General features: G+C 47.0%; 15 protein-coding genes. 14 read left to right on the top strand and 1 reads right to left on the bottom strand.

Features of this window, described 5'->3' with window-relative positions:
- The first annotated feature begins 23 nt into the window (after positions 1-23).
- Positions 24-404: a 30S ribosomal protein S12 gene (gene rpsL, locus JT717_RS21680; protein WP_014220863.1), complete on the top strand. Its 381-nt coding sequence runs from the start codon at positions 24-26 to the stop codon at positions 402-404.
- A 29-nt stretch (positions 405-433) separates the two neighbouring features.
- Positions 434-901 carry a 30S ribosomal protein S7 gene (gene rpsG / locus JT717_RS21675; RefSeq protein ID WP_205513132.1) on the top strand — a complete coding sequence of 156 codons (468 nt, stop codon included), beginning with the start codon at positions 434-436 and terminating at the stop codon, positions 899-901.
- A 116-nt stretch (positions 902-1,017) separates the two neighbouring features.
- Here rpsG and JT717_RS21670 read toward each other — a convergent pair whose 3' ends face one another.
- Positions 1,018-3,639 (bottom strand): S8 family peptidase, encoded by a 2,622-nt coding sequence (locus JT717_RS21670; protein ID WP_205513131.1) that lies wholly within the window; start codon positions 3,637-3,639, stop codon positions 1,018-1,020.
- A 29-nt stretch (positions 3,640-3,668) separates the two neighbouring features.
- On the opposite strand from JT717_RS21670, the gene JT717_RS21665 reads away from it, so the two are divergent.
- The 12 genes from JT717_RS21665 (at position 3,669) to rpsJ (ending at position 21,067) form a co-directional block, all read left to right on the top strand.
- Complete coding sequence (locus JT717_RS21665; RefSeq protein ID WP_205513130.1) at positions 3,669-3,842, top strand: hypothetical protein; 174 nt, start codon at positions 3,669-3,671, stop codon at positions 3,840-3,842.
- Positions 3,843-3,914: 72 nt separating this feature from the next.
- Positions 3,915-4,709, top strand: coding sequence for a M57 family metalloprotease (locus tag JT717_RS21660; RefSeq protein ID WP_205513129.1), 795 nt, complete (start codon positions 3,915-3,917; stop codon positions 4,707-4,709).
- Positions 4,710-4,951: 242 nt separating this feature from the next.
- Entirely contained in the window at positions 4,952-5,758 is an 807-nt protein-coding gene (locus JT717_RS21655; protein WP_205513128.1) for a M57 family metalloprotease, read from the top strand.
- 192 nt (positions 5,759-5,950) lie between these two features.
- Positions 5,951-8,098: an elongation factor G gene (gene fusA / locus JT717_RS21650; protein WP_205513127.1), complete on the top strand. Its 2,148-nt coding sequence runs from the start codon at positions 5,951-5,953 to the stop codon at positions 8,096-8,098.
- Between the two features lie 311 nt (positions 8,099-8,409).
- Positions 8,410-11,658, top strand: coding sequence for a T9SS type A sorting domain-containing protein (locus JT717_RS21645; RefSeq protein WP_205513126.1), 3,249 nt, complete (start codon positions 8,410-8,412; stop codon positions 11,656-11,658).
- A 252-nt stretch (positions 11,659-11,910) separates the two neighbouring features.
- Positions 11,911-14,799, top strand: coding sequence for a T9SS type A sorting domain-containing protein (locus JT717_RS21640; RefSeq protein ID WP_205513125.1), 2,889 nt, complete (start codon positions 11,911-11,913; stop codon positions 14,797-14,799).
- A 160-nt stretch (positions 14,800-14,959) separates the two neighbouring features.
- On the top strand, positions 14,960-17,161 hold the full coding sequence (locus tag JT717_RS21635; protein ID WP_240348340.1) for a S9 family peptidase: 2,202 nt from the start codon (positions 14,960-14,962) through the stop codon (positions 17,159-17,161).
- Positions 17,162-17,180: 19 nt separating this feature from the next.
- Positions 17,181-17,768, top strand: a complete 588-nt coding sequence (locus tag JT717_RS21630) for a CDP-alcohol phosphatidyltransferase family protein (RefSeq protein WP_205513124.1) — start codon at positions 17,181-17,183, stop codon at positions 17,766-17,768.
- Positions 17,741-18,181 carry a phosphatidylglycerophosphatase A family protein gene (locus JT717_RS21625; protein WP_205513123.1) on the top strand — a complete coding sequence of 147 codons (441 nt, stop codon included), beginning with the start codon at positions 17,741-17,743 and terminating at the stop codon, positions 18,179-18,181. Before JT717_RS21630 ends, JT717_RS21625 begins: the two co-directional genes overlap by 28 nt.
- A gap of 12 nt (positions 18,182-18,193) precedes the next feature.
- Positions 18,194-19,591, top strand: a complete 1,398-nt coding sequence (locus tag JT717_RS21620) for a sulfatase-like hydrolase/transferase (protein WP_205513122.1) — start codon at positions 18,194-18,196, stop codon at positions 19,589-19,591.
- A gap of 113 nt (positions 19,592-19,704) precedes the next feature.
- Entirely contained in the window at positions 19,705-20,514 is an 810-nt protein-coding gene (locus tag JT717_RS21615) for a hypothetical protein (protein ID WP_205513121.1), read from the top strand.
- A gap of 247 nt (positions 20,515-20,761) precedes the next feature.
- A complete protein-coding gene (gene rpsJ, locus JT717_RS21610; RefSeq protein WP_014220852.1) occupies positions 20,762-21,067 on the top strand; it encodes a 30S ribosomal protein S10 in 306 nt (101 codons plus the stop codon).
- Positions 21,068-21,109 lie beyond the last annotated feature (42 nt).

Genomic DNA, 21,109 nt, shown 5'->3' with positions numbered 1-21,109 from the left:
GTCCCAAAATCAAAAGGTTCAGAATGCCTACTATACAACAATTGGTAAGAAAAGGAAGAGAAATCATTAAGGCTAAAAGTAAATCCAGGGCTTTAGACTCCTGTCCTTTCCGTCGTGGTGTGTGCACCCGTGTTTATACAACCACTCCTAAAAAGCCTAACTCGGCTTTGCGTAAAGTGGCTAAAGTACGTTTAACAAACAAAGTAGAGGTAATTGCCTACATCCCCGGTGAAGGTCACAACCTGCAGGAGCACTCAATCGTGCTGGTGCGCGGTGGTCGTGTGAAAGATTTACCAGGTGTACGTTACCATATTGTTCGCGGTAGCCTGGATACTGCAGGTGTTAAAGACCGTAAACAAAGCCGTTCAAAATACGGAACCAAAAAGGAAAAGGCTAAAAAATAATTAGTAAGACGTTCTACAAATTTTTATAAATGAGGAAGACAAAAGCCAAAAAAATTCCCTTAGCGCCTGATGCCAGGTATAATGATGTGATGGTTACAAGGTTCATCAATAACCTGATGTGGGAAGGAAAAAAGAATACAGCTTTCAACCTATTCTATACCGCATTGGACCGCGTTGCTAAAACAACCGGTGAAAACGGATATGAAGTATGGAAAAAAGCCCTGAACAATGTTACGCCTGCTGTAGAAGTACGCAGCCGTAGAATTGGTGGTGCTACTTTCCAGATCCCTGCCGAAGTTCGTGCTGAAAGGAAAGTTTCCCTGAGCATGAAATGGCTGATCCGCTACAGCCGTGAAAGAAATGGCCGCAGCATGTCGGAAAAACTGGCCAACGAGATCATCGCAGCCAGCAAAGGGGAAGGTGGTGCTTTCAAAAAGAAAGAAGATACACACCGTATGGCTGAAGCTAACAAGGCTTTTGCTCACTTCCGCGTATAACACAGTTAAGTACATCTTACCATATACGACCCACCGGTTTTCCGGTGGGTTTTTCTGTTTGTATTTACTTCACCTTAACTGTTCAAAGTTCACAGTTCCCAGTTCATGGTTCCTCGTCACCGCACCATCACTTTGCCCGAATATTCGCGCTTTCCATTCTTCTGAATAATTATAAAATAGATCCCGTTCTTCAGCCCCGGTAATGGTACTGCTTCTGCTGTTTGCGTTAACCGGTGTTGTAATACTTTCTGCCCAAGGGTATTGAAGAGCAGCAGCTGCGTGTTTTCCGGCTCTTCTTTCGTAAGCACCCATAAAGAACCGGTTGACGGCACGGGGTTCGGGAAGATGATATAACGGGTAGTAAGGAAATAGTAAATGCTTTGGGTATTGCTGTAAGCGAACTGTCCATTGGCGAGTTCCACTTTTACCCGGTAGGTGTTGACTCCATCCACCAGGTTCAGATCGGCATATTCGAAGATGGTGCTGGTTACCGGCTGAATGGTATGCAAAGGCCGGTAGCTGCTGCCGCTCAATTTTTCGAACGTAATGCTTTTTACATTGAACTGGGTGCCGATCTCGGCATACAGCGAACCGGTATTGCCATTCACCAGGTCGGCAAAAAAGGTTTTCAGGTAGCAGTCGACCCCCTGTAGCTGGTAATTGATCGTATATGCTTTTAGTCCTTCCCGCTGGCCCGTAACCGGTACTACCGTGTAATACACTGAGTTGCCCGGCTGGCGAACGATGATGCTGGTATCTGCTGAAGTAAGAACCGGTTGCAGGTATTTTTCACCCAACTGGTATACCCGGTAGGTACTTATGCCGGGGATGCGGTCCCAGAATAACATCGCTGAATCGGCACAGTTAAAACCAACCTGCACCACGGGGGTAGGAGAAATGGTGAAGGTATCGGAGATAAAGACCTGGCCGTTGATGGTCATGCGCAGCAGGGCCGCGCTGCAGGTATCAGGCGCCTGCCAGTAGCTACTGCCAGTAGTCAGGGAGGCGGCATTGTTAATCAGTTGCCAGCTGGCGCCCCTGTCAACACTGTATTCCAGCAGGCCGGCTGCTGCATTGAAAGTGGAAGACCAACGCACCAGGTTGTTCTCCCGGCTTCTGATCACATCGGTACTGAGGGGGAAATGCCATTGAAAGCGATCGGCGGCATCGGTCTGCCAGGCTATATAAAAGGATTGATTGCCGGCCGGGATCGCAGTTCCTTTTACCCGGATGGTATAGGTGCCGGCAGCCGGATCGGGGATCGTGATCTGTTCAACCGGGTTCAGTGTGTCTTTTTTTCGTACAGCGGGTAAGAGCAGCGAGTCGATGATGGGGGCCGGGCTCAGCACCCAGGGCATCCAAAGCTGGCCATTGCCGTTATATACCAGTTCCAGGTCGAGGTCATTGATCAATGCTTTGCGGGCGTTTGCAACGGCCGGCGGATCGAGCCAGCAAAGGGTGATCTTCAGCTGCCGCGTATTGGCCGGTACCTGTAACGAAAATGTTTGCAGTCCCCCCGGTATTACGGTGCCGGACATATACTTCTCACTCACCAGGCCCTGCAGGGCTTTCCAGGCATTCAGGCTGCCATATCCCGAGAGATAATCCGGTCCCGGCGAGCCCCGGTCATCGGCACTGTTTATAAGCACCGCTTTTATGAGGGAAGCCGGCGGCAGGTTGTTACTATGTTTCTCTTTATAATACTGTTGTAATAAAAGCGCTGTTCCGGAAGTGTGGGCGGCGGCGCCGGAACTGCCATCTTCGCCAAAAGCCACCAGCTCTGGTTTTATCCGGCCATCGTAGGCGGGGCCGCGGGAGCTCAGATAAGAAACCAAACCGAAGGAATCGGTTGCCCCCACTGTGAGGATGTTCTTGGCCATTTTAAAACTGCCGGTAAGATTGGCCATATTGTTTATACCGGCATATGGACCGGTACTCACCAGGTTGCCTGAGTTGCCGGATGAAAACACATGCATTAGGCTTGGATTATTGATGATGCTGGCATCATAAGCCGCTGCATCGGCCCCATAATAGTTTTCAATACCGGTACCATATGAATGGTTTTGGACAGAAACGCCTTGTTGTTTATAGTCATGATCGGTATCGGGTAAAAGGCTGGCGAAATTGGATGAAATCAGGGAAGCGGCAGGCGCCACGCCGCCGCCGGTATAATAAGAGTTCTCGCCACCTGCAATGATGGTGCACATGTAAGAAGCATGTGATGAGATAAGGGCTGAACTAAGCGGGGTAGAAATATACCGGCCTTTGAGATCGATATCTGCGGTATCCGGTTTGTTTTCCTTCACGGAAACCACCATGTTATTGCCCTTTAGCTGGGGGAACTGATCATGCACCATGTTTATAGTGTTCAGGCTGTTATCATAAGTGGCAATCGCCAGTTCCTCCCGTGGCTCACGGGGCACATCAACGAAACGGACGAAAGGCTGGGTCAGGATGAGAGAGTCGATCTGCGTACCCCTGGCCGAAACCACCAGCAGGCCGCCCGCATGTTCCTGAATGATATGTATGGAAGGCTGTCTGGTGCGGAAATAAGTGCGGGCCGAATCGATGTTGGAAGTAACAATCCAGAATACCTGTTGCTGTTTGCTGGTCAACAGTTTTTTGTTGGTTAACAGCACTGGCGACAATTTGCGATTGGCCAGCAGATCCCGCTGCTGCGCCTGCGCCAGCTGGGTGGTCAATGTTAGTATAAGCAGCCAAAGCCCGGTTCGTTTCATAATACAATCTACTGAATAAATGAAAGTGAATGACAACTAATGATGTTACAAAACAGGCCGGCCAAAACCAGGCACCAGGCGGGAAAATCTCATCTAACCAGATCGGGCATCCTAAACTGCCATATAATTTCTGGTGTATCCTGGTAGAACACATTGAATTATGGAACCGGAAACTTTCATCTGCAACCCGGTTGCTGAATTAGCGGGCGGTCATGTGATTAATTTCCTTAAATTGAAAGTACTATTAATTTGTAAACTGTTAAAACGAAACACTTATGAGAACATCTCCCGGGAAGATGGCAGTGATGTTGACTGCCTGCATTGTTGTGTTGTTTTCCTGCCGTAAAAATGGTGCTACAGAACAGGGAACGGTTTCAGATGAAGCCCTCGATAAAATTTATAAACTCGGATTCAGTAATCAACAGGTGACCAGGGACGAAGAAGGGAATTACGTGGTGGAAGGGGATATTTTATTAAGCCAGGCCCAGCTGGATGCGGCGCCGGATCTTCAGTTCCTGCGGGTAGGAAGTGAAGAACAGTACCGTACGTATAACCTGGTAACCCGCCTGCCCAGGGTCATTACCGTGAGTATCTCTTCAAAACTGCCGGCTTCCTATGTAGCTGCCCTGGATCTGGCCCTTGCCCGATTCAATGCGGAGAATCTGCGGATCAGTTTTCAACGCGTCAGTTCCGGCGCCGCTATTTCTATTGTAAAAGGGAATGGCAATTTCCTGGCTTCCGCAGGTTTTCCTACAAGCAGCGGAGACCCGTATAACCAGGTAAAGGTGAATTCAGCTGCATTAAGCGGTCAGCCGCAGGCGACGGTGGCTTCTGTGTTGGCGCATGAGCTGGGCCACTGTATAGGCTTCCGCCATACCGACTATATGAACCGCGCCTACAGCTGTGGCGGCCAGCCCGTGAATGAAGGGGCGAGCACGGTAGGGGCGGTATTTATTCCGGGCACCAATCCCGATCCGGATCCCAATTCCTGGATGTTGTCATGTATTGGCTCGGGGCAGAACCGGCCATTCAATGCCAATGATAAGGTGGCGCTCAATTATCTATATTAAAAGCCAAACAGCAAATGCGGCCGGCGCGTTCAACGTTTGTCATTTGTAGTTTGTAGTTTGTGGTTTGTGGTTCGGTAAAAAACTTTTCCACATTAACGGTTATGCCTAACGGTAATTGGGTAAAATGGCGCTGCTTCTGCAACGCAGTTGCCATTTTGCTGCATACTGCTCAAGATAATTTTGATTAAATTGATAGAAGATCAGATGCAGTAACCAACCATTAAACTTAAATCTACAGTCACATGAGAAAGACTATTTTCGCGCTCACTGCAGTCGTGGCAGCCTGCATGCTCACCTTATTTGCCTGCCGCAAAAATGCAACCAACGATAGCGATACGCCTCCCCCTTCTTCGGATGTTTCAGCAGATGTACTGGCAAAAATTTACAACCTGGGTTTCAGTAACAAAAATGTAATAGCAGATGGAAAAGGCAATTACATTGTTGAAGGTGATATTTTGATCAGTCAGGAGGAACTGGATGCCAAACCCGAGATGCAGTTTTTACGGGTGGGGGAAGAGGAGCAGTATCGTACGAATAATCTGGTTACCGGCCTGCCGCGTAACATTACCGTAAGTATGTCTTCTGCTTTGAATACCTGGTCTACCGCTTTGAATACCGCCCTTTCGCGGTATAATGCCCTGGGCCTCAGGATCACCTTTACCCGGGTGTCGTCGGGCGGCAATATCCAGATCGTGAACGGATCGGGTGGTTTCCTGGCTTCGGCCGGTTTCCCATCCGGTGGTAATCCGTATAACCGGGTGATCCTCAATAACAGCGCGGTATCCGGTCAGCCCCAGAACACCGTGGCAACCATTCTGGCGCATGAGATCGGCCATTGCATCGGCTTCCGTCATACCGATTATATGAACCGTTCGTATAGCTGCGGCGGTTCACCGGTGAATGAAGGTTCTGCCGGTGTAGGCGCGGTGCTTATTCCGGGTACCCCCAGCGGACCTGACCCTAACAGCTGGATGCTGTCCTGCATTGGATCGGGTCAGAACCGGCCCTTTAATGCCAACGATATCACCGCTTTGAATTATCTGTATTAATTTTACCATTACCCGTTTGGTTACTGCAGCGCAAAGCCCTGTAAATCACACAGGGCTTTCTTTTTACCCTCGCGGGTGGTCATTTATTTTTACCCTGGCCTATAAGAAATTCGATGGAATTTTTCATACCTTTGCCCGCTCATTTTCAGGGCATTTTTCCCTGGATAATTAAAAAGAAAATACACAAAAGTCATGGCAGACTTACGATTACAAAGAAATTTTGGAATTGCGGCACATATTGATGCCGGTAAAACAACTACTACGGAGCGTATTTTGCGCTATACCGGTATGATCCATAAAATAGGAGAGGTGCATGATGGTGCGGCTACCACCGACTGGATGGAGCAGGAAAAAGAAAGAGGTATCACCATCACATCTGCTGCGGTTAGCTGCCAGTGGAACTTTCCTACCGTAAAAGGTAAGGCGGATGCCAATACTAAAAAATACTATTTCAACATCATCGATACTCCGGGACACGTTGACTTCACTGTAGAGGTTGAGCGTTCTATGCGTGTGTTGGATGGTTTGATCGCCCTGTTCTCTGCCGTGGACGGCGTTGAGCCTCAGTCTGAGACCGTTTGGCGTCAGGCTAACCGCTATAAGGTTCCCCGTATCGGTTTCGTAAATAAAATGGACCGTTCGGGCGCTGACTTCCTGATGGTGGTTAAACAGGTGAAAGAAATGCTGGGTGCAAAAGCAGTTCCCCTGCAATTGCCCATCGGCGCTGAAGATGATTTCAAAGGCGTGGTTGACCTGATCAAGATGAAAGGTATCATCTGGCACATGGAAACAGAAGGTATGACCTTCGATGAGATCCCTGTACCGGAGAATATGATCGAAGAAGTGAACGAATGGAGACAGAACCTCATCGAAGCTGTTGCCGAATACGACGACAAACTGATGGAGAAATTCTTCGACGATCCTAACTCGATCACTGAAGACGAAGTGCATGAAGCGATCCGCAAAGCTACGATCGATCTGAGCATCGTTCCCATGATGTGCGGTTCTTCATTCAAGAATAAAGGCGTACAAACTGCGCTTGATGCCGTTTGCCGCTACCTGCCTTCACCGGTTGATATCGAAGATACAGTAGGTACCAACCCTGAGACCGGAGAGCCTGAAGTTCGTAAAGCCGATCCGAAAGCGCCTTTCGCAGCCCTGGCCTTCAAGATCATGACCGACCCCTTCGTAGGTCGTTTGGCCTTCTTCCGCTGTTACAGCGGCCACCTCGATGCCGGTTCGTATGTGAAGAACATGCGCAGTGGCAAGAACGAGCGTATCAGCCGTATCATGAAGATGTTCGCCAACAAACAAAACCCCATCGATTTCATCGAAGCAGGTGATATCGGTGCTGCGGTTGGTTTCAAGGAGATCAAGACCGGTGATACCCTTTGCGATGAGAATCATCCGATCGTACTGGAGAACATGTTCATTCCAGAGCCGGTGATCGCGATCGCCGTTGAGCCTAAAACACAGGCCGACGTTGATAAGATGGGTATGGCTATCGCCAAACTGGTGGAAGAAGATCCTACATTACGTGTTAATACAGATGAAGATACCGGCCAGACCATCTTACGTGGTATGGGTGAGCTGCACCTGGAGATCATCATCGACCGTATGAGACGTGAGTTCAAGGTAGAAGTTAACCAGGGTGCTCCCCAGGTTGCTTATAAAGAAGCTTTCAGGAAAAAGGTTGAACATCGCGAGATCCTGAAAAAACAAACCGGTGGCCGCGGTAAATTCGCCGACATCGTGTTTGAGATCGGACCCGCTGATGAAGAGTGGCTGAAAGAAAATCCTGATAAAGGCTTCCAGTTCGTGAATGATATCTTCGGTGGATCTATCCCCCGTGAGTTCATTCAGCCTATTCAGAAAGGTTTTGAAGCTGCCATGGGCACAGGTGTTCTCGCCAGCTATCCTGTTGAGAACATGAAGGTGCGCATCTTCGACGGTAGCTTCCACCAGGTTGACTCTGACGCCATGTCGTTCGAGTTATGCGCCAAAAGCGGTTTCCGCGAAGCTGGCCGTAAAGCGCAACCCGTATTACTGGAGCCTATCATGAAAGTGGAAGTTATTACTCCTGAACAATACATGGGTGATGTTACCGGTGACCTTAACCGTCGTCGTGGTATGCTGGAAGGCATGGACAGCCGCGGTGGCGCCCAGGTAATTAAAGCGAAAGTACCGCTGAGCGAAATGTTCGGTTACGTAACCCAGTTGCGTAGCTTGTCATCTGGCCGCGCTACCAGCACCATGGAGTTCAGCCATTACTCGCCTGCACCTAACAACATCGCTGAAGAAGTGATCGCCAAGGTGAAAGGTAAAGTGAAAGCTGACTAATCAGCGTTTTCATATCTCTTGATATACGCCCTTCCCGGCTTCGGCCCGGAGGGGCTTTTTTATTGCCTGGGCTGGTGGTAACTGGCTACGCGTTTATCAGTCAAAAATGCACGGTTATAAGCGAAAACGACACGGATATTAAGTTTTCGTCCAATCCACCGGTTTAATAATTAGTTTTAACTCCTGCTATTGACAACGATCCCCGATTTCCCAAAAATGGACTAACTCTGATTGGGGCACAGAAGGCTCGACAAATCGCTTGAGATACTTGAATTAAATTTTAAATTTATATAGAAACGACTCGATAAGCCATGAAAAAATTCTACCTCTTTACCCTTTTAATTGTTCCCTTGTTTGTAACGGCACAAACCCAAAAGCTGCCTGGATCGCTTGACTGGGAGAGAAATGTGGGCGGCACAAAAGTAGACCGGGCCAAAACTATTGTTCCAACCTCCGATCACGGATTTCTGGTAGTCGGGCTTTCCTTTTCAAATGATGGCCAGGTCAGTGGGCATCATGGAACTGCAGATTCCAGCGACGCCTGGGTGGTCAAACTGAACAGTTCCGGGGATATAGAGTGGCAGCAAAGTTATGGTGGCTCCAATACGGATGAGTTTGTGCATGCCATACAAGTTGGTAATGGTGATTTTATTTGCGTGGGCACTTCCCGCTCTGTCGATGGCGATGTAACGGGTTTGCATACCAGCACTAATGTTGCTTCAGACCTGTGGGTGGTAAGAATTAATCGTTATGGTGTTATTCAATGGAGTAAAGTCTTTGGAGGCAGTGAAGAAGATCATGGATGGGTTATACGGAAAACGGAAGATGGAAATTATATGGTGGCCGGCGATGCGCGGTCAAATGATTTTGATGTAAGCGGAAATCATGGTGGGGCCGACATATGGGTATTGAAAATTAACGGTCAGGGTGATCTGATATGGCAAAAAACATATGGTAATCCCAATCACCAGTTTACGTCGAGTTTAACGGTAACCAGCGACAACAATTATATTATCAGCGGGTATCAGCAGTATAATGGATATCCGCAAGTGACTGGTTCTCCCGTGTATGCCATTTATGAAGAGGCGGCGTTAAAAATTGATGGGCAGGGGAATGTATTGTGGGAACAATATCCCCTTTTTACTCCGGGCAATCCGGGGCCTTCGCGTTTCAATTGCCGTATACTGGAATTACCCAGCAACCAGTTGATAAAAGTGAGCAGTTCGATAAATTTTGTAACAGCTGCTAATTCAAGTTGGAGTTTTAGCAGATTAAATAGTTCAGACGGAACATTTATTAATGGCTTTGGTGCCAGTGCATCGACACCACCAATACTCGGCTCTTCGACCGTTAAAGAAGCTGGTCCCGAGGCTGTGCAACTCTTACCAGACAGTACGATACTTACATGTTTATCTGCATACGTATCCAGTAGTCCTGTTATTAATCTTAATCGAATAAGTACAATAACTCCTCCGTTCTTTCAAGCTGGTTTTCTATACCAGGTGTCTTATGGCGGAGGTGCTTTGAATGCAGTTCTTGCACTGGAGAATGATGAGTATGTCGCTGCAGGCGTTAAAAATCAAGATTTTTGGATTATAAAGGTAAAAGCCCTGAATCAAATAAAAGGTAAAGCGTTTGTTGACAATAACGGCAATGGGGTAAAAGAGCCGGCAGAGCCATTCTTTAAGTACGGCTTTGTTGAAAGCAAAAAAGAGGGCGCCGTAAACAGGTCAAACATCAGTAACGGCGGTGATTTTATTAATTTGGTAGACACCGGAACTTACATCACCTGGTTAACGCTGAATACAAGACCCTATTATACAGTGAGCCCTGTATCACAAACATCAAGCTTTAGCTCCTATAAAAACAAAGATTCACTCTCCTTTGCAATTGTCCCGATAGCTGGTAAAAATGATCTGCAGTTGTCATTGCAGTCGATGGGAGCATTGCGGCCCGGATTTAATGGAGGATTCAGGATCGATTATTCAAATGTCGGTACAACCGTAATCACCAATACAGTGATTAAATTAGTTAAGCCATCCGTTGTCAGCCTGATATCTTCATCAATACCGCCTTCATCAACGAACGCTGATACACTTGTCTGGAATATTGGCAGTTTATCTCCTTTCGATGGTTCTCATATTAATTTGCAAATGAAAATAGATCCGCCTCCGGCTGTAAACCTGCATGATGTGCTCACTTTCATAGCCGCCATTAATCCAATTGCAAATGATGTGACACCTGAAGATAATATAGATACTTTAAAACAAACCGTCATAGGTTCCTTCGATCCCAATGATAAACACGAAAACCATAACGGTACTTTGTATATCGAGCAATTACAGGCCGGTCAGCCGCTGACGTACACCATTCGTTTTCAGAACATGGGTACCGATACGGCCTTCAATATAATAATAAAAGACACCCTCAGCGATCAGCTGGATATTGCGGCATTGGAGATGGTCAGCGCCAGTCATCCGTACCAGTTCAGTTTAAAAGATAACAAGTATGCTGCCTGGACATTCAACGATATTTTGTTGCCTGATCATAATACCAATGAACCGGCCAGCCATGGTTATATCACTTATCGCATAAAACCCAGGAACAGTTTGCAATTGGGCGATAAGATCTATAACTCGGCTTCTATTTACTTTGACTTTAACCTGCCGGTACAAACAAATAACCATGAGACGGTAATTGCGCTTACTCCTGTGCCCGCTCCGCCCACACCTGTAGTAAGTGGATTACAGTTGAACTACTGTAAAAACGCGGGAGAACAAAAGATCAGGATCATGAATTTGCCGACTGCAGCCAGCGGTATCACGGTCACGGCTAAATTAGATGCTGAGTTGTTGACTATTGCCGCCGATAGCACCGTATCATTCACCGTTTCGGCCATTACTGGCAGTACGCATAATCTGACGGTTACTTATAGTAATGTTACAGACACCAAAACCACTACAGCGAGCTTTACAGTAACAGCAGCTGTTAGTCCCGAGGTGGATCTGTCGGCAAACATTACCCATGTTACCAACCTGTTCAACCCGGTGATCGTAACGGCCGCCAATGCAAGCGGTGGAGGAAAGAATCCCCTGTATACTTTTGCCTGGAACAACAGCTTCACCAATATAGTGCAGGCCGAAAGCAACATCAGCACCCTTACTATAAATGGTTCTTCACTCGCCCTGGGCGATAATAATGTATATGTAAAAATGAAAACAAGTGAAGATTGCTACATGGCCCAAACGAATATCGATAGTATTACCATTCGCCGGGATATGTCCACAGGAATTACCGATACTGATTATCCAGGGCAGGTAATTACCATTTATCCTAATCCGGTTACTGGTCCATTAACCATCAATGGGTTAAGCACCGGTAAAACATATATGTTCACAATAGCGAACCTGCAGGGGCAGATCGTATTGTCGAAGCGGGTGGCTAACCAAAGCACAGCTGAACTCAGAAACTTTAAAGTGGGAGCAGGGGTGTACTGGTTAAGCATTTACGATGAGAAAAAAAACCGGCTGTTGGGTTCCGTACAGTTAATAAAGCAATAAACCAATAATACAAAAGTCCGGGCCGCACGCGGGGGCTTTTTTATTGCCTTAACCTGCACGCTTAACCGGTAAATCTGCACGCTTATCAGCGAAAACGACGCAGCTGCAAACTCCTGCATGGTCATAGGGGTGGTATTCACTCATTTTAATTATCTTCCCGTTAACCAATCTCCGGCAAAAACCTCGTGGTCCGTTCCCTGTTCTCATTTCCATCACCCATTTTCCCGGATACAAGCATTACAAAAATTAGGTATGAAAAAATTTCTACTACCTGCCTTATGCCTGCTAGTGATCTGTTCAGCCGCGCCTGCGCAAACGCCAGGCATTATATGGAGTAAATATATTAAAACGCATCCTGATATGGAGTTCTTTTACGATGGCCAGCGAACCGTCGATAAAGGATATATACTGATCGGTAGCGACACCGGCGGGTTCAATTATAAAGATGAATTTATATGGACTAAGTCAAATAACGGGGCGGGATGGATGACCCGGCTGGATAGTACCGGAACATTGCGCTGGTCCCGATGGATGGGGTCGATAGGCGGGGCGCTTTTATCGGTTCAGGAGGTTAGCGGCGGATTTGTCACCGCCGGTTATATAAGCAGCTATCCTGATACGGCCCACTATTATGTGTCAAAACGCGATGGATCGGGTAATGCCTTGTGGGAAAGATCATATGGCGGCTCGGGCGAAGACAGGGCGTATTCACTAAAAGCAACTACTGATGGTGGTTATATAGTGGCCGGGTTCACCAATTCGAATAACGGCGATGTGTTAAAAGTTAACAGCGAACGCGATGCCTGGATCATCAAACTCGACGCCAATGGCGACAGGCAATGGGCTGCTGCCTATGGCGGTTCTCAGGAAGATACTGCATATGCCATTTGCCAGATGCCCGATGGAGGATACCTGGTTTGCGGCGCCTCTTCTTCAACCGATGGCGATCTGCCTGCCAATAAAGGCTCCAGCGATGGCTGGGTATTTAAAATTGATGCAACCGGCGCCCTGGTCTGGAAAAAGAATTTCGGGGGCAGCGCACAGGATGTTTTGAATAACCTCGTGCGCAATGCCGATAATACCTATACGCTGTCCGGCTATTCTTTTTCCAATGACGGCGATCTAAGCGGTAATCACGGCAGCGCCGATTTTTGGGTCATAACAATTGATGATAGCGGCAACCTGCTCTGGTCGAAACTGTATGGCGGTTCAAACAACGATGCTTCATTCGGGCTGCAAACAGCTTCGGCAAACGGTTCGTTCGTAACCGGTTTTACCCAATCGGCGGATGGCGAAGTGACAGATGCAGCGGGTGGCGTCGATTGCTGGACGCTGAGGCTCGATGCCAATGGGACATTGCTCTGGCAAAAGGCCTCAGGCACGGTGAATAATGAATATGCCATGGCCGTTATGCCCACCAACGATGTTGACTTTGCCATCGCCGGTTTTGGCAGCCCTGGTTCATTCGACGGCAGCGATGGGCTAATCATAAAGTATAGCAATGCCAATACCATAAAAGGAACCATTTATTTAGATGCCAACAGCAATGGAATACGGGATGGGGGTGAAAAGAATTTCGATCATGCCATTGTAAAAACACAAAAAGACGCGTTTTCGGTTGCTGCAATGCCTTATAACGGCTCGTTCATGCTTCATGTAGACACCGGTACTTACACAACGGCTGTACAATTATTCAGTCCATATTATACGGTTCTTCCTGCATCACAAACCAATACCTTCTCCAGCTATTATAACCAGGATTCTATTGGCTTTGCGGTTCAACCCATCCCAAACAAAAAAGACCTGTTCATAGCCATGCATGCAGTTGACCCGGCCCGGCCGGGGTTTGAGGTGCGGTACCAGGTACTTTACAGGAATGCAGGTACAGTGAACATCCCTTCTGGCACCATACAACTCAGCTTCGATCCTACATTCACTTATCAAAATGCATCCCCGGCGCCGGCCGCTGTAACCGGTAATACAGTGACGTGGAATTACACCAATCTGAATCCCTTTGATTCGGCATCGATCCTGGTCACTTTACGCCTGGCAGCCATGCCTGGAGCCAATCTCGGCGATACCGTTCGTTCTGTAGCGGCGATCGGGCCTGTAGCCGGCGATGAAACGCCTGCCGATGATACGGCTGTATTAAAACAACTCGTACAGGGTTCTTACGATCCCAATGATAAAACAGAAGCGAATGCCGGCGTGATCACGCCTGCCCAGGTCAATGAAGGAGAATACCTGCATTACCTGATCCGGTTTCAGAATATGGGAACGGATACCGCCTTCAATATAACTGTAAGAGATACGCTCGAAAGCCGGCTCGACTGGAATTCCCTGCAAATGATCTCTGCCAGTCATAGCTATCAGCTGGCCATTGAAGATGGTAATAAACTGACCTGGCAGTTCAGTAAAATCAAGCTTCCATATTCCGGTATCAATGAACCGGCCAGTCACGGTTATATATCCTATCGCATTAAACCCTTATCTACAGTGCAGGTAGGCGACACTATTAAGAACAGGGCCGGGATTTACTTTGACTTTAATCCACCCGTCATTACCAATACCGACCGCACCATCGTGCTGGTATTAACCCCCTTACCGGTAACCCTTGTATCGTTCCAGGCTGCGCTGAAAGGCGCTGCGGTACACATTACCTGGAAAACAGGGGTGGAAGAAAATGTTAAAGAGTTCGAGGTAGAGCGCAGCACCAATGGCATTGATTTTACCACGATTGGTTTTGTGCAGGCCGGGAAAACAAACTATTTGTTCCTTGACGAAGCGCCCCTGGCCGGGAAGAACTATTACAGGCTGAAACCGGTTGACCAGGATGGCGCCTACTCGTTTTCCCCTATCGTTATGGTAAATGTAAAGCGTGACGATGCTATAATCGCTTCGGTATATCCCAACCCCGGTAATGGCAATCTTTCTCTTAAACTGGAGGGTATGATTGACGGAAATGTACTGGTGCAGGTGCTTGATCAACAGGGCAGGCTGGTAGGCACCAGGCAGTTTGGCAAACAACATACGACGCTGTTCAAAACGCCACTCGATCTCGGAAAGCTGTCAAAAGGAAGCTATCTGTTGAAAATAATAGTAAGCGATAAAGCATATATGCATAAGTTGCTGATCCGGTAATAAGAATAAGTTAGTGGCGGCCGCTTGTCGATGGCCAAAGGCAGTTATAAATGCAGCGCCCCGTTCCATACCGGCTATGCCGGAAAGGAATGGGGATTTTTTATGCGGTAGCGATTGTTTGCGGCTTATGTCTTAATTTCCTGCCCCAAATTGTATCAGCATGTCATGTAAACGTATACCAGCCAGGAAATGGATCATTACAATACTTACTGTATTTGTACCTGTTGTTTTGTTGGCGCAGGGCGCTATAAAATGGACGAAAAGCGGTAATGCTTATTATCGTTTTGAGGAAGGCGAGTTGGCTTTATATACTTTGCCTCAGCAAACAAAAACAACGGTACTTTCAAAACAGCAGCTGACACCGGAAGAAAAAACAAGCCCGTTAAAGCTTCAAAGTTTCAGTTTTACGGCCGATGAGAAAAAGGTGCTGCTGTTCACCAATACTAAAAAGGTTTGGCGCCTCAACACCCGCGGCGATTACTGGGTATTTGATACAAATACCGGTGCATTGAAACAGCTGGGCAAAAACCGGCCGGCTTCCTCCTTGATGTTTGCCAAATTTTCGCCCGACGGCACTAAGGTGGCTTATGTAAGCGAATATAATCTGTATGTGGAAGACCTGGCCAGCGGACAGCAGACACAGCTTACTCAGGATGGCAACCGTAAATTGATAAATGGCACTTTCGACTGGGTATATGAAGAGGAATTCTTTTGCCGGGATGGTTTCCGCTGGAGCCCCGACAGCAGGCACCTTTCTTACTGGCAGATAGATGCGCGTAAAACCAGGGATTACCTGATGGTGAATAATACCGATTCAATATATCCTTTCGCCGTTCCCGTTGAATATCCTATTGCCGGGGAACCACCTTCTCCTTTTAAGATCGGCGTGGTGGAGATAGCGACGGCCAAAACGAAGTGGATGGATATTCCTACCGACCCTGCTTTGCAATCTTATGCACCTCGTATGGAATGGGCTGCCAACAGCAATGAACTGATCGTGCAGCATATGAATCGCCACCAGAACCAGAGCGACCTCAGGCTGTGCAATGCCCAAACCGGCGCTTCGCAGGTTATTTATACAGAGAAAGATTCTGCCTGGATCGACATCCTGCCAACCTGGGATAATGATTATACCATGGGAGGCTGGGACTGGATCAATGGGGGCAAAGAATTCATCTGGCCATCTGAAAAAGATGGCTGGCGGCATTTATACCGCATTAGCCGCGATGGGAAAAAGGAACAACGCATTACCAATGGCAATTACGATGTAATGGAGATCTCGGGTATTGATGAGAAGAACGGTTACGTGTATTTTATGGCTTCGCCCACCAACGCCACGCAAAAATATTTGTACCGCACCAAACTGAATGGTAAAGGAACGGCCGAGCGCGTATCGCCGGCCGGGCAGGAAGGCACGCATGAATATTCGCTTTCGCCAACCGCTGCCTATGCCCGCCATGTATTCTCGAACTATTTTACCCCCTACACCGATGAGTGGGTTTCGCTGCCTGATCATAAAGGATTAAATGGTGGAAACAAGATCAATGAAGCCATTACCAGGGCGAACAAGAATTCAGGCATTGAATTCTTTACAATAAGATCAGCAGACGGAGTTGAAATGGATGGCTGGATGGTGAAGCCCCAAAACTTTGACAGCAGTAAAAAGTATCCCGTCGTTTTTTATGTATATACTGAACCCTGGGGACAGAATGTAAAAGATCAGTTCGGCATAACAGACAATTTCCTGTACAGGGGTGATATGGCTGCCGATGGCTATATCTATATCTCGATCGATAACCGCGGCACCCCGGTACCGAAAGGGCGGCAATGGCGTAAAGTGATCTACCGCAATATTGGCAAAGTGAACATCCGCGACCAGGCCATGGCTGCCAGGGAGGTTTGTAAATGGCCCTTTGTAGATACTTCCCGGATTGCCGTATGGGGATGGAGCGGAGGCGGATCAGCTACCCTTAACCTGATGTTCCAGTACCCGGAGATCTACAAGACGGGAATATCAGTGGCCGCAGTAGGCAGTATTTTTACCTATGACAATATTTACCAGGAGCGTTATATGGGCCTGCCGCAGGAAAATGCGCAGGATTATATCCAGGGCTCGCCGGTCACCCATGCCAAAAATTTGCAGGGCAACCTCCTGTATATCCATGGCAGTGGCGACGATAACGTGCACTACCAGAATGCCGAGTTATTATTGAACGAACTGATCAAACATAATAAACAATTCCAGTTCATGAGTTATCCCAACCGTACCCACAGCATATCAGAAGGACCGGGAACCTTTGAACACCTGAGCACTTTATATACTACGTACCTCAAGGCCCATTGTGCGCCGGGTGGGAAATAGTTATCTTTGAGCGATTATCATGTCAAATACTTCCATTTACAGGTTGCCGGTATGGTTGCCAAATTTAGTCACCATTATACGGATGGTAGCGGGTGCCTTTCTGTTTGTAGGGATATTCTATGACCGGAAAATAACCGGCGGGCGTATGGTTTGTTTTATACTCATAGCCATGACTGATTGGGTTGATGGATGGCTGGCTAGAAAAACTAATGCCCACACCGCTTGGGGGCAGCTGTTAGACCCGCTTGCCGACAAAGTCGTACTGCTTGCGGCTTTTGCCTGGTTCTGTTACTCAGGTAACATTAGCGCGTGGTTTACGATCTTTTATTTTGCCCGGGAAATAGCACAAACCATCTTACGCATTGTTTCTTTTGCGGCAGACAAGCATGCACAGGTGCCTACCTTGTTTAGCAGCAAATTAAAAACGGCGGGATCCTATGTTTATGGAATCGTGCTGTTCCTTGAGCAATTGTTTATGATGAGGCTTTCAGGTAGCATGAGCTTCTGGTTGCATACCTTTTTAGAAGTTTTTATAATATTATTATCATACATTGGTTTAATAAAACCCCTGATACATCGATGGCATTGGAACCTTGGGAAAAAGTAGCCGGTTCTTTTTTCTATGTAGGGTACAAAATAAAAGGCCCGGGAACAGTTACCAGCGCACTTGTTTTTCTGGCAGCCTGGTTTATACGGCCCGATGGGGTATTGATTGGTTTATTACTGGCATTATTGCCTTTGTCGTTTTACCTCGGATACCGGTTTGAAAAATACATAGGCCATGACCCTTCGTGTTTTACGCTTGATGAAGTAATAGGTTCATTGATGGTACTATGCTTTATTCCTCATAAGCTCGTTTATAATATCATTTTTTTTATTGTATGGCGATTGTTTGATATTTTCAAACCTTTCTTTAAACCAGTTGAGCAGATTCAGCAGGGCGTAGGTATTGTGCTGGATGACATCATCGGGGCACTGTGCACGGTCGGTGTTTATTTGCTGTACAGCTGGCTTTTTTAATTACCCTCAAATATGGATTTGCAAAAGCAAAAGATCTGGCGATGGTTATGTAGCGCATTGGTTATACTTATACTACCTAATTTGCTATTTTGGGTGCTGGAGCTGAAGTTTAGTCTGACCCGTGGCCTATTTGTGATAGAATATCTGCTTATCGCCTGTTTGTATCCTTATATCAACCGCAGGTTATTTATAGCGGTCTGGATGCTGTTCGCTGTTTATGATATGTTCTTTTCTACAACATCGCTGTTCTTTTTGGATTTTATCGAAATAGCGCATGCCCTCACCAAAATGCCGGCCATGCCATTGTTTGATCTGCTGAAATGGGCAGCGCTGGTGGTCCTGTTTCTGGCTGTCATTTTTGGGTTGCTTACACTATTAATGCGGTACGATAAACAATATCGGGTAATGCATATACGCTTTCTGTGGCCATTGATATTGGTCTGTTTCACTTTCAATAGCGAGGGACCTTTTAAGTCATGGGCCGCGCCGTTCTCCTCGTCAAAGAAAAGCATTGCATCTGCGCCTGCCTGGCCATTCATGAAGGCTGTACAGCATGCCATTGTAAAGAGTACGGCAAAACGAAATATTGAAGTATTGGGCTCCGCCGCAAAGAAGGTATTTGAGATACCGACTGGTGAACCGGCAAAAAAGGAAGCCCTGATACTGGTTGAATCCTGGGGGCTTTTAACGGATAACGACTTGCAGCAGGAAGTGCAGCAACCTTTATTCGATCTTGCCAGGGACAGCCAATATGCAATTAAAACGGGTTCTACTGCCTATAAGTATTTAACGCAGGCAGGGGAATTCAGGGAGTTGACCGGTTATGTTTTTCACTATTACCAGGTGAAAGATTCATGGGTGAAAGAGAATTCGCTGCTGATAAAGAAACAACAGCAGGGATACCATGTTATAGGGATTCATGGTAATACCGGGCGTTTTTATCGCCGTCAGGTATTATGGCCAATATTGGGCGTACAGGAAATGTATTTCTCGGAAAACTTTGCCGGCATGTCAATGCCCATGTGTGGTAGTGAGGCTTTTCGCGGGGTATGCGATACCGCTATAAATACGTGGTTGCTTAATATGATGAACAAGCAGCGTGAAAGAAAGGAGTTTTATTACTGGGTTACCTTGAATACGCATTTGCCGCTGGTTGAAATACATGATAAGGAATACCAGAGATTTGCCGAAAAATGGAAACAGCAGGGAATAACGGAAAATATATTGCAGATAGCATATCAGCACTACTTATTATTTAAGGACCTGGCCGATAAATTAAGCAGACCCGGTTCACCGAAAGCGCATATCCTGCTGGTAGGTGATCACGCGCCGCCATTTCTGGATGCTGCCGATCGCAAATTATTCAGTGACCAATTGGTGCCGTTTATAGAATTGATCCCTAACCGCTGATCTTATTTTTTCATATGAAAGAAGAAACGGATACAACAATTAAAAATTTGTCATTTCAATGATCCTTAACAAATGGCAGCAATTAATTAGGGTAATTTTAGAAAAAACTGATTATGCTTAAATCTTTACCCCTGCTTGCTTTCTTGCCTTTTTTAGCTTCCTGTTTCACCTATCAGTACGCTACGCTCAGCAGTAATGAAATGGGCAAAAACGACAAAAATGAGTTTATATATGAGAACGACAGTTTCCGGCTCGTATATAATTTCCATGGCGCCCATGCACCGGTGAATATTACTATAGAGAATAAGTTGGCGGTGCCTGTATATGTCGACTGGCTGCGGTCGGCCATGATCGTAAATAACAAGACCGTCTCGTATGCGCCGAATGAAATGAAAATAAGCGGAAGTTATCACGGCGGTTCTTATAATTTAGGCAACAGGAGCGGTTATGAAGTGAATGGCGGCCATATTCATGCCAATGCCACGCTGCCGCCATCCGTTGATTTTATGCCGCCCAAAACATTCCTGACCAAGAGCCCGCTTGTGATCAATACCAAAACCATCGACTCACTGCCGGATACTGCCTTTCACCGTTTTAAATACGTTCCTGTAGAAGGGATGAGTGTGACGGTTAAAAGGGCCACATTTACCGAAACAAGTTCACCGTTACGGTTCAGGAGCTTTTTAACGATCATGGTAGGAGAGCCTGGCGCCAAACCGCAGTCTATAGAACATTCTTTTTATGTGTCGGAAATCATGAATACGGGCACCGGGCCGGCCACCATGATGTTGAACGGTGAGCGCCGGGGCAACCAGTTCTATAGCAGTAAGACGAACCCGGGAGCCGGCGTGGCCGTCGGTGCGGTGGCATTGGGAGTGCTGGTAGGTGCAGCAGCCCAGGCGGCCAATAATACGGTCAATTGAATCGAGAGAAAAGGGCGGGGAGGGGAAGAGACCGGAAAGTATGCTTAGCGCCAGAGCGGCAGCAAATTTGCAGTTAGCGCCGGGAAAGCGTGGCTTAAAAAGGGGGTAAAAGGACCGTAAAAGCCGCAAAAACGCCCATTTTTGGTATTTTTTTCGCCCCTGACGTAAAATTTTATGAGAAATCTTTTGCACAGTAATTATCAACCCCTACCTTTGCATCCCCATTGGAAAAATTGGGTTTTGCAATATGTCTCAGCGAATCAGAATAAAATTACAGTCTTACGATCACAATCTGGTAGATAAATCTGCTGAAAAGATCGTAAAAACCGTTCGCAGCACTGGCGCTGTGGTAACAGGTCCAATTCCTTTACCTACACGTAAAAAGATATTTACCGTATTGCGTTCACCCCACGTGAATAAAAAGAGCCGTGAGCAGTTCCAGTTGTGCACGCACAAGCGGTTATTAGATATTTATACATCTAGCAGCCGTACAGTAGATGCTCTGAGTAAGCTTGACTTACCCAGTGGTGTTGAGGTTGAGATCAAAGCTTGATAGCAAGTAATGAACCCTGTCAGGGTTTTAAAAATCCTGACA

The sequence above is a fragment of the Longitalea arenae genome, assembly GCF_016924755.1.
Taxonomy (GTDB): Bacteria; Bacteroidota; Bacteroidia; order Chitinophagales; family Chitinophagaceae; genus Niastella; species Niastella arenae.
Note: the sequence above shows the minus strand (reverse complement) of the source record. Positions and strands in the feature narration are given on the sequence as shown.

Bases quoted from the DNA above. Each gene is read 5' to 3' on its own strand.
- rpsL (WP_014220863.1), top strand. From the start codon at position 24: ATGCCTACTATACAACAATTGGTAAGAAAAGGAAGAGAAATCATTAAG.
- rpsG (WP_205513132.1), top strand. From the start codon at position 434: ATGAGGAAGACAAAAGCCAAAAAAATTCCCTTAGCGCCTGATGCCAGG.
- JT717_RS21670 (WP_205513131.1), bottom strand. From the start codon at position 3,639: ATGAAACGAACCGGGCTTTGGCTGCTTATACTAACATTGACCACCCAG.
- JT717_RS21665 (WP_205513130.1), top strand. From the start codon at position 3,669: ATGACAACTAATGATGTTACAAAACAGGCCGGCCAAAACCAGGCACCA.
- JT717_RS21660 (WP_205513129.1), top strand. From the start codon at position 3,915: ATGAGAACATCTCCCGGGAAGATGGCAGTGATGTTGACTGCCTGCATT.
- JT717_RS21655 (WP_205513128.1), top strand. From the start codon at position 4,952: ATGAGAAAGACTATTTTCGCGCTCACTGCAGTCGTGGCAGCCTGCATG.
- fusA (WP_205513127.1), top strand. From the start codon at position 5,951: ATGGCAGACTTACGATTACAAAGAAATTTTGGAATTGCGGCACATATT.
- JT717_RS21645 (WP_205513126.1), top strand. From the start codon at position 8,410: ATGAAAAAATTCTACCTCTTTACCCTTTTAATTGTTCCCTTGTTTGTA.
- JT717_RS21640 (WP_205513125.1), top strand. From the start codon at position 11,911: ATGAAAAAATTTCTACTACCTGCCTTATGCCTGCTAGTGATCTGTTCA.
- JT717_RS21635 (WP_240348340.1), top strand. From the start codon at position 14,960: ATGTCATGTAAACGTATACCAGCCAGGAAATGGATCATTACAATACTT.
- JT717_RS21630 (WP_205513124.1), top strand. From the start codon at position 17,181: ATGTCAAATACTTCCATTTACAGGTTGCCGGTATGGTTGCCAAATTTA.
- JT717_RS21625 (WP_205513123.1), top strand. From the start codon at position 17,741: ATGGCATTGGAACCTTGGGAAAAAGTAGCCGGTTCTTTTTTCTATGTA.
- JT717_RS21620 (WP_205513122.1), top strand. From the start codon at position 18,194: ATGGATTTGCAAAAGCAAAAGATCTGGCGATGGTTATGTAGCGCATTG.
- JT717_RS21615 (WP_205513121.1), top strand. From the start codon at position 19,705: ATGCTTAAATCTTTACCCCTGCTTGCTTTCTTGCCTTTTTTAGCTTCC.
- rpsJ (WP_014220852.1), top strand. From the start codon at position 20,762: ATGTCTCAGCGAATCAGAATAAAATTACAGTCTTACGATCACAATCTG.